Annotated in this window: 18 protein-coding genes; 7 read left to right on the top strand and 11 right to left on the bottom strand. The window is 31.8% G+C overall.

Annotated features, from left to right (window positions below):
- Nucleotides 1-90 precede the first annotated feature (90 nt).
- Both groL and groES read right to left on the bottom strand, forming a co-directional pair.
- The gene (gene groL / locus JX000_RS04110) at nucleotides 91-1,713 is read right to left on the bottom strand and encodes a chaperonin GroEL (RefSeq protein WP_075778764.1); all 1,623 of its coding nucleotides are present in this window, start codon (nucleotides 1,711-1,713) and stop codon (nucleotides 91-93) included.
- 54 nt (nucleotides 1,714-1,767) lie between these two features.
- Nucleotides 1,768-2,055 carry a co-chaperone GroES gene (groES, locus tag JX000_RS04105; protein WP_002451577.1) on the bottom strand — a complete coding sequence of 96 codons (288 nt, stop codon included), beginning with the start codon at nucleotides 2,053-2,055 and terminating at the stop codon, nucleotides 1,768-1,770.
- Between the two features lie 174 nt (nucleotides 2,056-2,229).
- On the opposite strand from groES, the gene mroQ reads away from it, so the two are divergent.
- The gene (gene mroQ / locus JX000_RS04100; RefSeq protein WP_124227769.1) at nucleotides 2,230-2,973 is read left to right on the top strand and encodes an intramembrane glutamic endopeptidase MroQ; all 744 of its coding nucleotides are present in this window, start codon (nucleotides 2,230-2,232) and stop codon (nucleotides 2,971-2,973) included.
- A 59-nt stretch (nucleotides 2,974-3,032) separates the two neighbouring features.
- Here mroQ and JX000_RS04095 read toward each other — a convergent pair whose 3' ends face one another.
- Nucleotides 3,033-4,655, bottom strand: coding sequence for an SdrH family protein (locus tag JX000_RS04095; RefSeq protein WP_145506678.1), 1,623 nt, complete (start codon nucleotides 4,653-4,655; stop codon nucleotides 3,033-3,035).
- 197 nt (nucleotides 4,656-4,852) lie between these two features.
- On the opposite strand from JX000_RS04095, the gene JX000_RS04090 reads away from it, so the two are divergent.
- Both JX000_RS04090 and JX000_RS04085 read left to right on the top strand, forming a co-directional pair.
- The gene (locus tag JX000_RS04090) at nucleotides 4,853-5,479 is read left to right on the top strand and encodes a nitroreductase family protein (protein WP_002451574.1); all 627 of its coding nucleotides are present in this window, start codon (nucleotides 4,853-4,855) and stop codon (nucleotides 5,477-5,479) included.
- 116 nt (nucleotides 5,480-5,595) lie between these two features.
- On the top strand, nucleotides 5,596-6,381 hold the full coding sequence (locus JX000_RS04085) for a carbon-nitrogen family hydrolase (RefSeq protein WP_002451573.1): 786 nt from the start codon (nucleotides 5,596-5,598) through the stop codon (nucleotides 6,379-6,381).
- A gap of 413 nt (nucleotides 6,382-6,794) precedes the next feature.
- Here the strand turns inward: JX000_RS04085 and JX000_RS04080 are convergent, their stop codons facing one another.
- Nucleotides 6,795-6,872, bottom strand: a complete 78-nt coding sequence (locus tag JX000_RS04080; RefSeq protein ID WP_015364841.1) for a delta-lysin family phenol-soluble modulin — start codon at nucleotides 6,870-6,872, stop codon at nucleotides 6,795-6,797.
- Between the two features lie 66 nt (nucleotides 6,873-6,938).
- Complete coding sequence (locus JX000_RS04075) at nucleotides 6,939-7,016, bottom strand: delta-lysin family phenol-soluble modulin (RefSeq protein WP_015364840.1); 78 nt, start codon at nucleotides 7,014-7,016, stop codon at nucleotides 6,939-6,941.
- Nucleotides 7,017-7,332: 316 nt separating this feature from the next.
- Here JX000_RS04075 and JX000_RS04070 point away from each other — a divergent pair, with 316 nt between their 5' ends.
- Genes JX000_RS04070 through agrA form a run of 4 tightly spaced genes read left to right on the top strand, consistent with a single transcriptional unit; the run spans nucleotide 7,333 to nucleotide 10,082 of the window.
- Nucleotides 7,333-7,896, top strand: a complete 564-nt coding sequence (locus tag JX000_RS04070; RefSeq protein ID WP_002451572.1) for an accessory gene regulator AgrB — start codon at nucleotides 7,333-7,335, stop codon at nucleotides 7,894-7,896.
- Nucleotides 7,897-7,900: 4 nt separating this feature from the next.
- A complete protein-coding gene (gene agrD / locus JX000_RS04065; RefSeq protein ID WP_124227772.1) occupies nucleotides 7,901-8,041 on the top strand; it encodes a cyclic lactone autoinducer peptide AgrD in 141 nt (46 codons plus the stop codon).
- A gap of 22 nt (nucleotides 8,042-8,063) precedes the next feature.
- Nucleotides 8,064-9,353: a quorum-sensing sensor histidine kinase AgrC gene (gene agrC / locus JX000_RS04060; RefSeq protein WP_145506672.1), complete on the top strand. Its 1,290-nt coding sequence runs from the start codon at nucleotides 8,064-8,066 to the stop codon at nucleotides 9,351-9,353.
- Nucleotides 9,354-9,365: 12 nt separating this feature from the next.
- Nucleotides 9,366-10,082, top strand: coding sequence for a quorum-sensing response regulator AgrA (gene agrA, locus JX000_RS04055; RefSeq protein WP_002466277.1), 717 nt, complete (start codon nucleotides 9,366-9,368; stop codon nucleotides 10,080-10,082).
- 58 nt (nucleotides 10,083-10,140) lie between these two features.
- Here the strand turns inward: agrA and JX000_RS04050 are convergent, their stop codons facing one another.
- From JX000_RS04050 to JX000_RS04025, 6 genes are all read right to left on the bottom strand, one after another.
- Nucleotides 10,141-11,097 (bottom strand): carbohydrate kinase family protein, encoded by a 957-nt coding sequence (locus JX000_RS04050; RefSeq protein WP_206140915.1) that lies wholly within the window; start codon nucleotides 11,095-11,097, stop codon nucleotides 10,141-10,143.
- A complete protein-coding gene (locus tag JX000_RS04045) occupies nucleotides 11,094-12,578 on the bottom strand; it encodes a sucrose-6-phosphate hydrolase (RefSeq protein ID WP_002452010.1) in 1,485 nt (494 codons plus the stop codon). The genes JX000_RS04050 and JX000_RS04045 overlap by 4 nt, the downstream gene beginning before the upstream one ends.
- A gap of 301 nt (nucleotides 12,579-12,879) precedes the next feature.
- Entirely contained in the window at nucleotides 12,880-13,830 is a 951-nt protein-coding gene (locus JX000_RS04040; protein WP_206140914.1) for a LacI family DNA-binding transcriptional regulator, read from the bottom strand.
- A 139-nt stretch (nucleotides 13,831-13,969) separates the two neighbouring features.
- Nucleotides 13,970-14,194 (bottom strand): sulfurtransferase TusA family protein, encoded by a 225-nt coding sequence (locus JX000_RS04035; protein WP_002452012.1) that lies wholly within the window; start codon nucleotides 14,192-14,194, stop codon nucleotides 13,970-13,972.
- Between the two features lie 12 nt (nucleotides 14,195-14,206).
- A complete protein-coding gene (locus JX000_RS04030; RefSeq protein WP_002452013.1) occupies nucleotides 14,207-15,295 on the bottom strand; it encodes a YeeE/YedE family protein in 1,089 nt (362 codons plus the stop codon).
- A gap of 172 nt (nucleotides 15,296-15,467) precedes the next feature.
- Nucleotides 15,468-15,773, bottom strand: a complete 306-nt coding sequence (locus JX000_RS04025; protein WP_002452014.1) for a hypothetical protein — start codon at nucleotides 15,771-15,773, stop codon at nucleotides 15,468-15,470.
- Nucleotides 15,774-15,799 lie beyond the last annotated feature (26 nt).

Raw genomic sequence — 15,799 nt, 5'->3', positions numbered from 1 at the left:
TTCTAGCGAAATGGATCACTAGAAAGTTTTAATTATCTTTATGTCTAATTTATGAAGTTTTTATCAATTGTCCAATGCGATGGCGTGAACTTACATCATACCAGGCATGCCGCCACCCATTCCAGCTTGTTCTGATTGATCTTTTTCTGGAATTGTTGCTACAACTGCCTCTGTTGTCAAGAACATTGCAGCTACACTTGCTGCATGTTGTAATGCTGAACGTGTTACTTTAGTAGGGTCTACAATACCTTCTTCAAGCATATTAACCCATTCATTTGTTGCAGCGTTGAATCCAACACCTGCATCTGCATTTTTAAGACGTTCTACAATAATAGAACCTTCCAATCCAGCATTTTCTGCAATTTGTCTAACTGGTGCTTGCAATGCTTTTAAGACAATATTAACGCCTGTTTCAACATCGCCAGTTGCTTCAATATCACTTACTTTTTTATAAATATTTACTAATGCTGTTCCACCACCAGCAACGATACCTTCTTCAACAGCTGCTCTAGTTGAGTTTAAAGCATCTTCAATACGTAATTTACGTTCTTTTAATTCAGTTTCACTAGCAGCACCTACTTTGATTACTGCAACACCTCCGGCTAATTTAGCAAGACGTTCTTGTAGTTTTTCTCTATCGAAGTCAGAATCAGTTTCTTCAATTTGTGCTTTGATTTGGCTAACTCGTGCATCGATATTATTTTCATCACCGTCTCCATCAACAACTGTTGTATTATCTTTAGTAACTTCAACCTTATTAGCACTACCTAACATATCAATAGAAGCATCTTTTAATTCTAATCCTAAATCATCTGTAATGACTTGTGCACCTGTTAAGATTGCTAAGTCTTCTAACATTGCTTTGCGACGATCACCAAATCCTGGTGCTTTAACTGCTACTGCTGTAAATGTACCTCTCATACGGTTTAATACAATATTAGTTAATGCATCGCCTTCCACTTCATCCGCTACAATTAAAATTGGACGATTAGATTGAACCACTTGTTCTAATAAAGGTAAAATATCTTGGAAAGAAGAAATTTTCTTATCGGTAACTAAAATGTATGGTCGTTCTAATTCTGCAATCATTTTATCTGAGTCAGTAACCATATATGGTGATTGGTATCCTCTATCAAATTGCATACCTTCTACAACTTCTAATTCAGTATTGAAACCATTAGATTCTTCTATAGTAATAACACCATCGTTGCCCACTTTTTCCATAGCTTCTGAAATATATTTACCAATTTCTTCATCCGCTGCAGAAATGGCACCTACTTGAGCAATTTCATTTTTATTTTCTACTTTTTGAGAAATTTCATGTAAAGCTTCAACTGCTACTTGAACTGCTTTATCAATACCTTGTCTTAAACCTACAGGGTTTGCACCGCTAGTCACATTTTTAAGTCCTTCTTGAATCATTGCTTGTGCTAGTACTGTTGCAGTGGTAGTACCATCACCAGCAATTTCATTTGTTTTGTTAGCTACTTCTTGAACTAATTTGGCACCCATATTTTCATATGGATCTTCTAACTCAATTTCTTTTGCAATTGTGACCCCATCATTTGTAATTAATGGCGCTGTATATTCTTTATCTAATACAACATTGCGTCCTTTTGGTCCAATTGTCACTTTCACGGCATTTGCCAATTTATCTACACCACGTAACATTGCTTGACGTGCGTCTTCTGAGAATTTTAAATCTTTAGCCATTATGTCTAACCTCCAGTATTGTCAATCTTCTTACTTTTTTATAATACGTTTATTTTATGCTTCAATAATTGCTAAAATGTCGTCTTCATTTAATACGATGTATGTTTCATCGCCACGTTTAACTTCTGTTCCTGCATATTGTTGGAATACAATTGTATCCCCTTCTTTTACTTCAGGAGCAACTCTAGAACCATCATCTAATAAGCGCCCTTTTCCGACTGCTTTAACGATGCCTTCATTTGATTTTTCTTTAGCACTATCTGTTAATACGATACCACTTTTAGTTGTTTGTTCTTGTTCTTTTCTTTCAATAATCACACGATTTCCTAATGGTTTAAGCATGATTGTTCCTCCTTGTTGAGTACGAATTTTAGCACTTAAACTTTTAGAGTGCTAAACTACTTTTATAATAATCAAATTTGGTCAATATTTCAAGCAGGACGTCTTTGAATTTATTTTGTACATAATGATTTTTTACGATAAAATAAACTATAAACAGAAAATCGGAGGTCCAATATGAAAAGATTTTGGGTGTCATTATTAACAGTATTAATTTATGCCTTAGCTCAATTTTTACCAGGCATGTTATTACGAAGTGGATTAATCCAACCAGAAAAAGGTATGGAAACAACTCAATTTATGATATATACACAAGTATCATTATTTATAGTCGCAGCTATATTAATCATATTAATTAACTTATATATTAAAAATCCTACTCGTCTCGAAGCAGGTGTTAAAGAATCCAAACGCTACATCATCAGTTGGGCATTACTTGGATTTTGTATCGTCATGGTATATCAAGTTGTTGTGAGTTTAATTTACACACTTGTTTTAGGACAACAACAACAAAGTCCTAATACTGAGCGATTAATGGCTATTGCTAAACAAATGCCAGTCTTTATTATATTAATTTCAGTTGTTGGTCCAATTTTAGAAGAGTTTGTATTTAGAAAGGTGTTATTTGGTGAATTATACAACGCCATCAAAGGTAATCGTATCGTTGCCTTTTTAATAGCTTCCATTGTGAGCTCACTTCTTTTTGCATTAGCACATAATGATATTAAATTTTTACCTATGTATTTCGGTATGGGAATGTTATTCTCATTAGCTTATACATATACACATAGAATCGCTATACCAATCGGCATTCACATGTTACAAAACGGTACTGTTGTCATTATGCAAGTCTTCGGTGGTGAAGCACTTAAAAAAGTACAAGAACAAGCCAACTTTATCATCCATCTTATATTGAATTAAATATAAATTAATAGAGCCAGTCACATTTTCAGTGATTGGCTCTATTTTTTAATATCATTTTATTGTGCACCTTCATCTTGCTTTCGTCGTTTTAACAGAAATGCAATGATTACACCAATGAAAATGGCAATAATACTTGTACCTAACGTCATTAATAAACGATTTGTTTTCTGCTCTTTTTGATAACTTTCTTTCTGTTGATTTGATGTACTTATTTTATCATCGCTATGATTTTCAAAAGAACTTTTATCACTCGATTCTTTATCTTCAGGTTTCTTTAAATCAGGCATTGATCCTATATCGCCTGTTATTAAAGCTAGAACTTGATCATCTAAGTTTTTATAGTACTTCTTTGAATCCAATGGGTTAAAATACTGAAATCTAAAATAATTAGATGATTGTTGTAATGAATTTAAATATTGATTTCCACTAAACGTTTCTTTTCTAAAAATATTGTAAATATCCCTATCTGAAATAACACCATTAGAATTATCAAGTTGATGAATTTGATTAATCACAAATGGGTTATATTTGTATGAACCTTCTGCTAAAGAATTAAACCTTCTTATTAGCGACTGCTGATTTGATGTACGCTCAAAGCCTTTTTGATTGTTGAAAATTGATTCCGGTCTTTGCCACATAAAACGATTACTATCATAATTAGATGTATTAGATTGTGACTGATCGTATGAATTTGATTTCCGCACTGGTCCTAAAACTTGATTTTGAGAGTCGTATCGAGGCATTAATTGCACAGAATTATGATTAGAATTCTGATATTGGCTATTGCTCACGTTATTGTTATTTGCATTTTGCCAATGATTGGGTCTTTGATTATTTGATTGACCATGATGAGTCGAACCTGTTCCATTGGCTTGATGATTTGAATTATTTTCACCGGGATATTGTGAGTTTCCATCTTGAGATGACTGCTGACCTTGATTTATAGGTGGTTGCTGATTGCTTGGTTTTTGATGTTGATGATGAGTTTGTCCTGAACCTGGTTGCGTGCTTGGTTTATCATTGTTTTGATTAGAATCTGGTTTGTCTTGATTGTTAGATCCATTGGGTTTGTCTTGACCATTTTGGTTAGACCCTGGTTTATCTGGATTAGTTTGTCCATTTTGATTGGAATTAGAACCATCATCTTTATCATTTGGCTTGTCATCTGGCTTAGTACTTGGATTATCTTGATTTGAGTTTGAATCTTGATTACTATCTGATCCATCATTTTGGTCATCATTTGGTTTATCTTGATTATTATCAGGATTATCATTATTATCTTGATTCCCAGGCTTATCATTATTATCAGAAGTACCATTGTTTGAATCAGTGTTATCATTTGAATTTGACCCATCATTTTGTCCCGAATTTGGGGTGTCATCTTTACTACCATCAGATGTATTACTACTATTATCAGGATTAGTTTGATCTTGGTCAGATTGATTTGAGTCACTTTGATTAGAATCAGAAGATTGAGATGTATCCTTTTTATCATCAGTTGATGGTTCAGCATTATTTTTATCATTGTTGTTCTGATTTGAATCATTTGTTTGAGTTGTATCTGATTGAGGTGGCTTATTTGAATTTTCAGCCGCAAAAACCGGCGGACTTAGAAATGATGTGCTTAATATTAATGCAAATCCAGGTAACATTAATTTATGTTTTAACTTTTTCTGCATCAAAAGTCACCTCCTATTATTATTTCTTTACTAAATCAAGTATATATAAAGTAACCAAATAATGCATTGATATATGTTTATTGATAAAAAATATTAATATTTTTGAAATTTTCCAGTAATTATTAGTTTACTTTATCGAGTATAATATTTATACTAAAGATACAAATAGTTATTAACTATAACAAAGGAGATTGAATATGGGTTTATTTAATAAAAAGAACAATGACGTTTCATTTAACGATGCTATGGAGCAAAGACGTACAATATACAATTTAGAAAGTACTATTTCAATTGAAGATTCAGAGTTAGAAGAGTTAATTGCACATGCAGTTAAACATGTACCTTCAGCATTCAATTCTCAATCTACTCGTATCGTTTTATTATTAAATGATAAAAATGAAAAATTCTGGGAAAACACGAAAGCTATTTTAAAAGAAACAATGGGTCCAGATCGTGATTTTGAACCTACACGTCAAAAAATTGATAACTTCAAACATTCATATGGAACTATTCTTTACTATGAAGATCAAGATGTTATTACAGGATTACAAGAAAAAATGCCAAACTTCTATGACAATTTTGAAATTTGGTCTAATCAAACAAATGCAATGCATCAATATGCCATTTGGACTGCATTAGCTACTAAAGGTATTGGCGCTTCATTACAACATTATAATCCAATCGTTGACGAAGCAACTGCAAATGAATTTGGCATTCCAAAAACATGGAAATTAGTAGCTCAAATGCCTTTTGGTAATGTTCGTGAGCAAGCTGGTGAAAAAGATATTAAACCAGTTGAACCTCGTTTCCTTATTAAAAAATAATTGATTGAATTTAACACTGAGTGGGCGTAAATTTCTTACAGAAATTATCCCACTTTTTTGCTATCTAGATATAATTTTAGTATCTTATAATTAATCAATTAAGAGGAGTGATATATATGAAAGTTCAACTATTTCAAATATATATCGAATATGGTCAATCTGAGAAAAATATGGCAAAAATTGAACAATGGTTTGAAGATAAATTAGAAAACGACACAGACGTTGTAGTAATCCCTGAAATGTGGAACAACGGCTATGCATTAGAGAAATTAAATGATCTAGCGGATGTTAACTTAAAAATTAGTTTGCCATTTATTACAAATCTAGCACAAAGGTATCAAGTTGATATTGTTGCTGGCTCTGTATCAAATAAAGTTGATCAATCTATTTATAATACAGCATTTACAGTATTATCTAATGGTAATTGTATAAATGAATATAATAAAATCCATTTAGTTCCAATGTTAAGAGAACCCGATTTCATGTCACCAGGTGTGAATGTTCCTGAACCCTTTGCTTTATCTGATGGCACTTTGGCTACTCAAATTATATGCTATGATCTTAGATTTCCAGAATTACTGCGATACCCCGCTCGTAGTGGTGCAAAAGTAGCATTTTATGTTGCACAGTGGCCAACAGTAAGATTAAATCATTGGCTCGCTTTATTAAAAGCACGCGCAATTGAAAATGACATGTTCATTATCGGTACAAATAGTTGTGGCAATGATGGTCAAACAGATTATGCTGGGCATTCAATTGTCATCAATCCTAATGGCGAAATTATTGGAAGTTTAGATAGCGAAGAGGATTCTTTAAGTGTAAATATAGATATTAATGAAGCTATAGAACAACGACAATCAATTCCAGTGTTTGATAATCTTAAACTTGATTTATATAAATAGAAATTGAATCTTTCCCACTCGATGCAATTTAATTGAGTGGGTTTTGTTGTATATAAGAATAAGCCGTGAGCTTGGGAGGGGCTCACGGCTTTTGATAACTTATTATTAAGGGAATGTTTTTACAGTTATTTTTTCAATCTATTTTTTGGGGATGTTATTAATTATGAAAAAATTTTAGTGAATTTATCTCTTTTTATAATGATAAATTGAATGTTGTTTTACGATAGCTTACATGTTAGAAAAATACCTAGTTAAAGGTAGCTAAGAATAATACGTAACACTGAGTCCAAGGAAAACTACAGTCATATTAGTAAATGTTTGGTCACCTACTAATGTTGTAAGTTATTAAGTTGGGATGGCTTAATAACTCACCTATTATACGAAGAAAACAAAGTTACAATGAATTTCTACTATTATTTAGTGAATTTTTTTACTGTATCTAAAATCCATTTTACAAAATCACCAATTGTTGAAATGATATCTGCAGTCATTGAAATCACTCCTTCCATTTGAATTATTGTAAATCCTAAATACTCATCTTAACTAACTTGAAAAAATTATTTTTGGAATTTTTTCACAGTGTTAATGATTAATTTTACTAAATCACCGATTGTTGAAATGATATCTGCTGCCATTGAAATCACTCCTTCCTTCTAGTAATGGAACTAGAATTACTTTGACAAATAATTCTAATAAGTAGATTAAGCAAATTTTCAACTCTATTTCCATCACATCTCTGTGATATGAGTCTATTAAAACATGGTTATACCTCTTTGACTTAAAAAATTCCTAACTCGCAATATTTTATACTAAACTGTAAGCCTTTTTATGATAAAATACTTTTTAGAAAGTACATTATACAGTTAAGTATTTATTTTTGACAGTTAGGCATAAAACACAAAATAAGTTGCACAAAATTGTATAATGATACTTAAGGAGAGTAGTGAACAAGTGAAAATAATAGATACAAAAATTGATCAATTTGCCAACTACTTACAACGTAGAAATAACTTGGATCGCATACAATTTCTAAAAGTTCGTTTAGGTATGCAAGTTGTAGTAAGTAACATAGCGAAATTTATAGTAACATATGGGTTAGCGATAATATTTCATATTTTCTGGTATACGTTAACTATGCATTTAGCATATATGATTTTAAGGTTTTACGCGCATGGCGCACATGCTAAATCATCTTTACTATGTCATATTCAAAACATCATTATTTTTCTATTGATGCCATGGCTTATCGTATATTTATCAATTGGTAAATTTGAAATGCTTATCTTTGCATTAATTGGTTACTTAATAGTAATTATCTATGCACCTGCTGCAACAAAGAAACAACCTATACCTAAACGCTTAGTGAAAAAGAAAAGAATACTCTCCATTGCAGTTTACATGTTATTAGTCATAATATCGTTTATAATTAAAGAACCATATTCACAATTAATTCTATTTGGAATTATTGTTGAATCAATTACATTATTACCTATCTTTTTCCCTAAGGAGGATTAACATTATGGAATTTTTAGTCAATTTATTTTTTAAATTTTTCACTTCAATCATGGAATTCGTTGGTTTTGTAGCTGGAGCAAATCCATGTTCTGCTTATTTTGACGAGCCTGAAGTACCTAAGGAATTAACTCAACAATTCGAATAAATCTAAGGAAAGTGTGCTCTGTATGGATGCAATAAACTTTATACCTGCTGCAGCTTTGCAAGTCGCTTTACTATTTTTAGTATCTAAAATTATTATAAATATAAAATTTTATTTGAGGGATTATTTAATCATTATTGGGATTATAATCCCTTCAGTATTTATATACTACTTTTTTGACAGAGCTGGTTTAATTTTTATAGTGATTGCAATGATAGTTTTTTACTATTTTAAAGTGAAGTTATATTCAGTAATCATTGTTCTTATTAGTAATTTAATTATGTACTTAACTAACTTTATTTCTGTTAGCTTTTATTTAACTTTAGTTAAATATTATCCTGACAGTTATTTGCTAATCATTTTGCACTTTATATTATTCTATTCAATAGCACTGTTACTAGCTTTTTTCATAAAAGCATTACTAAAAAAACTAAAAGAATCATATTTATCTTTGAATAAAACGTATATAACTATAATATCAGTGGTATTATCTATTTCATTTATGTTCTTTTACATAATTTCTCAAACAGATATGAGTGCACCAAATAGTTTGAGATTATATGCTATTATTTTTGTTGGTTTAATTATCTTTTTAAGTATTATTGTTTTCATTCTTTCAATGTTCACTTTACGTGAAATGCGTTATAAACGTAATCTTCAAGAGATTGAAACGTATTACGAATATACTTTAAAAATTGAATCTATTAATAATGAAATGCGTAAGTTTCGACATGACTATGTCAATATTCTATCAACGATGTCTGAATTTATTCGTGAAGACGATATGCCAGGCTTACGTCAGTACTTCAACGAACAAATTGTACCGATGAAAGATAACTTAGAAACACGTTCACTTAAACTTAACGGTATTGAGAAGCTCAAGGTGCGTGAAATCAAAGGGCTTATTACGACGAAGATTCTTCAAGCTCAAGAAAAAGAAATCGCGATTAGTATTGAAGTCCCTGATGTGATTGAACGTATTGATATGAATACGATAGAACTAAGTCGTATTATTGGTATTACGTTGGATAATGCGATTGAAGCATCAGAATCATTAGAAGATGCCCTTATTCGTATCGCCTTTTTCAAAGAGGATGAATCTGTAACGCTTATTATCATGAATAAATGTAAAGATAGTATTCCTCGTGTTCATGAACTGTTTGAAGAAGGATTTTCTACAAAAGGTGATAATCGAGGTTTAGGGTTATCTACACTTAAAGAAATCACTGATAATAATGATAATGTATTATTAGATACAGTCATTGAAAATGGCTTTTTTGTTCAAAAAATTGAAATTATCGATAAAGAATCATAAGGATGTGAAATCATGAAAATATTCATTTGCGAAGATGATCCAAAACAACGAGAAAATATGGCTTCCATTATTAAAAATTACATTATGATTGAAGAGAAGCCTATGGAGCTTGCTCTCGCAACTGATGATCCTTATGAAGTGCTTGAGCAATCCAAAAATATGAATGACATCGGTTGTTATTTCTTAGATATACAACTTGAAGCAGATATAAATGGTATTAAATTAGGTAGTGAAATTCGAAAACATGATCCTGTAGGTAACATCATTTTTGTAACAAGCCATAGTGAATTAACGTATCTCACTTTCGTTTATAAAGTCGCTGCAATGGATTTTATATTCAAAGATGATCCTGCAGAACTGAAAACACGTATTATCGATTGTTTAGAAACAGCTCACACAAGACTCAAATTATTATCCAAAGAAAGTAATGTAGAAACAATTGAGTTGAAACGTGGTAGTAATTCAGTTTATGTACAATATGACGATATCATGTTTTTTGAATCATCTAGTAAATCACATCGTTTAATTGCACATTTAGATAATAGACAAATCGAATTTTATGGTAACCTCAAAGAATTAAGTCAATTAGATGACCGTTTCTTTAGATGTCATAATAGCTTTGTGATTAATCGGAGAAATATTGAATCCATTGATTCTAAAGAGCGTATTGTCTATTTTAAAAATAAAGAACACTGTTATGCATCTGTTCGTAATGTCAAAAAGATATAATTCCATTATTAATATAAATAAACAACCATCCGTTAGTCTTAAACGGATGGTTGTTCTATTATGCATGATCAATTTCATCTAAAGTAGGAATACTGTCAATGGCACCATATTTTGTCGTTACTTTTGCTGCTACAAGATTACTGAAATGTAAGATTGCTTCACCTTGTTGTTTAAACAATCGCTCTATAGACATATCTTGATGAGTTAATATTTGACTTATCACGGCTCCTATAAAGGCGTCTCCAGCACCAGTCGTATCGATGGCTTTGACTTTAAAGCCTTCATGATGTTTTACTGTCCCATCTTTTAAATAAATTGAGGCACCTTTAGCACCTTGCGTATAAATTACCGCTTCAACATGATCTACAAATAGCGATGCAATCGCTTTAGATTCATCATGCTCTCCCGTAATAAATTCAAGCTCTTCATCTGAAACTTTTATAACATGTGCTTTAGGTATAAATGTCAGTATAGCGTTACGACAATCCTCTTCATTATCCCATAAAGGCAATCGGACATTAGGATCAAAAACAATAGTTCCTTGTTGCTGTTCAAATTTCTCAACCATTGCTAAATGTGCTTGTTTCATTGGGCTATCTACTAAATCAACAGAGCAAAAATGTAAAATATCACCCTTACCCATGTCTATATCTTCAATATTTTGAGCTTCATATAACATATCTGCAGATGGTTTTCGATAAAATGAAAAATCTCTTTGCCCATCTGCCTTTAAACTTACAAAAGCAAGTGCTGTATTCGCCTCATTTGTTCTTTTAATATAACCAGTACCAACACCAATATTTTGTAGTGTTTCAACGATAATATCTCCAAATGCATCATTGCCAAGTTGCGTAATCATTTCAGCTTGTGCACCTAACTTTTGTACTGTACAAGCAACGTTACAAGGTGCACCACCTACTTGACGTGAAAATTGTTCCACGTCTTTAAGTGCAGTATCAGTTACTGTTGGCATAAAATCGATTAGCGCTTCACCAATTGCGAATAAACGTCTCATGAAAGATCACCTTTCAAATTATATTTCGTAAATTGTAAATAAACTTGTCCTGATTCAGTAGAAGTTTTAATACCGGTTGCTTCTTCCGCAGGGAATATTCTTGAAGTTAATACACGTTCACCATCATTACAGAAAATTTCTATACTTGATGTATCTACAAATATGCGTAACTGAGTTAGTGTTGAATCCAATTTTGTACTACGTGTAGTACCTTCCACATTACCTGGTAACAAACCACTATCAGTTCGATCAAGCGTCACTTTATTGTCACGCTTATTATAAGAAATCATTGTCGATTGATATCTTGATGTTCTTAACTCAAAATAAACTTCAGAAGCATCATTTTCTAAAATATCAATGATTAATTCATACTGTTTACCCTCATAAGGATGTAACTTCGTTGTAAATTTATTAGCGTAACCTAAAGCAGTTTCTTTGTTATATCTTAATTTTTCTAGACTTTGAATAGGTCTTTGTTTCAACTTACCATTTTCAACAGTTAATACTCTTGGAATAGTTAAACAATGTGCCCAACCTTCTTCATCTGTAGGATATGTTGTTTCTGGTAATCCCATCCAACCAATTAAGATACGTTGACCATTTTTATCGAGAAATGTTTGTGGAGCATAAAAATCAAAACCTCTGTCTAATTCTAAAAATGATTGATGATCAAACTCTAAAGTATCTAGATTTAAATCACCCATGATATAGCCAGATTGATAAATATTACGATATTTATCTTCCTCACTATCAATGCCTTGTGGACAGAACATAATGATATCATGGCCATCCAGTTCAAAATAGTCAGGACACTCCCACATATAACCAAATTGGTTTAATGATGTTTTAATTTCTCCTTGGAAATGCCAATTCACAATATCTTTCGAACTATATAATAATAATCTACCAAATTCATCCATAGTTTGGGCACCCAAAATCGCATAATATTGGTCCTCAATTTGAAATACTTTTGGATCTCTAAAATGACTTGTATAGCCTTCAGGTTGTTGGCTAATAACAGGTTTAGGAAACTTCTCTACTGAACCGTCAGCTTTCATTCTAGCTATCATTTGTGATGAATGTCTTTGCCAATTATGATCACGGTGATTTCCAGTGTACATATAATATAAATGACCTTGAAATTCAAAAGCACTTCCACTATAAACACCATGACTATCAAATTTAGTATCTGGACTTAGTATGACTCCTTGAGGTTCGAAGTGAACCAAGTCGTCACTCGTATAATTAAACCAATATTTCAAACCATGTACTGCGCCTAATGGGAACCATTGATGTGAGACATAATACTTTCCATTAAAATAAATTAAACCATTGGGATCATTTAATAAACCCGTTTCTGGTTGAATATGGAAAGTTTGTCTATACGGAGATAATTGTACTTGTTGTTTTAAATTTAATAATTTATCGCTATCAACCTCTTCTATTCGTTGATAACGTTCTTCTTTAGTCCATTCAGTCATTCATATCCCCCTATTTTATAATAATCGTTTAAGTAAATGGGGTTAAGTTTATAAATAATAAAGAACCCTTGATACATATACTTATGTTTAAGCATGATGTTTGCACCTAAGATCGAAACTTTATGCTATATCAAACACGTTCATGTAAATGTATGTCTTTATACTTGTTCTCCCCAACTTGCATTGTCTATAGAATTTGTTTTCTAAATTCTATAGACATGGGTCACTTGACCTAGTAAGTATGATGTTTATATTTTATCATTTATACTGGTATCGGTTCCATATAAATTGAATATATTCTTTATAATTTCACTGGTATCACGATGGATTCTTCAATAGATTCTCCCTTAATCAATTGTCTAACTTCAAGCATCGCACGTTGTCCCGCTTCATAATAATTAAACTGTATTGTTCGAATAATTGGAGAAACAATTTGTGTCATAGGATCTCCACCAAATCCATGAATTATTGTTGGTTTTAATAATTGATCTGAATTAAAACGATATTTATGAATTGCCAACGCAATGGCATCAGTCGCACCAATAATGACGTCAGCATCATTAATCTTTGTTAACGTTTGCTTAATATCTTTTAATGCTTCTTCATATTTAAATGAGGTTTCAAATATATCTGGTTTAATTTGATATTTTGATAAGCCATCGATTAAACCACTTTTCCTATGTACACCTACCGCAATATCTTTCTCAGTAACACTAAAAAATACAACACGTCGCGGTTGTCTTTGACCTACCCACTCACCCACTTTTAATCCTGCTTGATAATCATCATGCGTGATGCTATGTAAACCAGGATATGCTTGTCCAACAATAATGACAGGTACATTAGCTTTATCAATCACTTCCAAATGTTTATCAGTAATATCAGTTGCCATTAAAATAATTGCATCTACTTTACTACGAGATAACGTTTCAATGGCTTCAATTTCTGCTTCTATATGTAATCCAGTATAGTTAAGTAACAGTTGATAGTTATGTTGTTGACATTGATTTACGATACCCTTCACTGTTTCATCAACAGCATAAGAGTTCATCCTTGGAATGATAGCACCTATAATACGTGTTTGAGTTGCTCTTAAACTTTGCGCGAATTGATTCGGTTGGTAGTCATGTTCATTAATGATCCTACTTAGTTTCAAACGTGTCTTTGGACTGACAGATCCATTATTTAAATACCTAGAAACCGTACTCTTTGATACTCCTGCTAATTTTGCGATATCCGATATATTTTTCATAAAAGTTACTCACCCATCATATTTTGGAAAACTTATATCTATTCTATCATAAATGTAATCGCTTAAAATACTAATTTCTAGTTGAATAAATAGAAAAAGAGCACCCATGATGGATGCTCTATCTATATTTATCATTATTTTACGCCTTTTGTACAGTAATTGTCCAAGACGCATCACCAAGTTGTTCATAATTAGTAACAGGGTAACCATTTTCTGCCGCCCAATTAGGGATTGCCTCAGTCGCCTGTGTACAATCAAAATCAATTTTTAATTCATCACCAGAATCTAATTCAGTCATTTTCTTTTGAGCTTCTATTAAAGGGAAAGGACAAACCATCCCAACTGTGCCTAATTCATATACCATAATAACTCCTCCTTAAGTCGTTTGTGTTTGTTGTTTAACTGTTGTTTGTTGTTTTTTAGTCGATTGTTGTAGTTGTTTCATTGGCTTAATAAAAATAAAGTAACTCATAAACCATACACCTAGAATCATTGAACCTAGACCAATCCAGCCTTGCCAACTCATTGTCGCCGTTTCAACTAAGCCATTACCGATTGAACAACCACCTGCAACAGAGGCTCCAAAGCCCATTAAAATGCCACCAATTGCACTATTTCTAATTGTTTTCTTATCTGGTAAACGCCATTTAAATTCTTTTGATCCTTTAGCAGCAATGTAAGAACCTAGGAATATACCTATAACTAAAAATGCGCCCCAATCAATGAGTTGTGTATTTCCAGTAATTAAGAAATTAACAATATTTGCTGAAGGTGTCGTAATTCCTAATCCATAATCTCTACCAGTAGAACTACTCATTGGCCAAGCTAATAAAGCGATTAAACCAACTGCAATAGCCGCTACAAACGGATGATATCTTCTTTCAAATAAATAATGTCTTACGCCTGAATACTTCTGTTTTAATTTAGGGACTGCTACTTTAGGCTTTTTAAGTGTTTTTGTCACTAATATTAAAGTAATTAACGTTATTAGTATTACTAAAATCCAATTGGGAATATGCAATGTATCTGCCATACTTGCATTGACATTTGTAGGTTGATTAATTACTTTTAGGACTGGTGACAAAACACCTGTCTTAGTAATTGCACTTGTTAATGCATATAAAATGAGTGCAACCCAACTACCTATTAAACCTTCTCCTGCTCTATAATATGTTCCAGTAGCACAACCACCTGCTAATACAATACCTATGCCAAAGACAAAAGAACCAATGATTGTACCAACAATTGGAAATGTGTGTGCTGGAACATTTACTATACCTAAACTTGTTAATATTAATAAACCAATACTTTGAACTGTAATAGCAACAAGCAATGCATAGAACATTTTATTACTTTTTTGAACATACATATCTCTAAAACCGCCTGCTAAGCAAAAGCGTGTTCGTTGCATTACAAATCCTAATAGTACGCCGACGATCAAACCGCTTATAATCATCCAAACCACGTTATCACCCTTTTCCGATATAAATACTAAGTTATTTTACAGGATAAAGTGTTATATTTCAAGTTCACTATCATAATATGTTTCTTAATTCTACACATTTATCAATGAAATGCTTTATTTAAAATAAAAAAAGAGTACATCTCGATAAGATGTACTCTTGCTCATCACTTTTTTAATGTGCTTGTATTTCATCGATATAATGAACTAATGCTTGCAATTCATTTGCTTTAAAATGACTAAATTTATACCAAGTTTGGTTATAGTAAATCAATAATTTATGTCCCAGTAACCCCTTACGTATTTGGTAACGAATAATTTTTTTAACATCAATTTCTAAATTTAGAGGATTATGATTTGTATAATAGGACTTGAACACTAATGTATGACCGTTCAATACCAATTGTCCTGGAATGTATATTAATGTAGGTAAATGTGCTTTATACATACACCCTATTTGAATCAATACTTTATCATTCATAAAAAGTCCCTCCAAATGATCAATAT

It is taken from the genome of Staphylococcus sp. SB1-57 (assembly GCF_017086425.1).
GTDB lineage: Bacteria > Bacillota > Bacilli > Staphylococcales > Staphylococcaceae > Staphylococcus > Staphylococcus warneri_A.
This window is presented reverse-complemented; position numbering and strand designations above follow the sequence as displayed.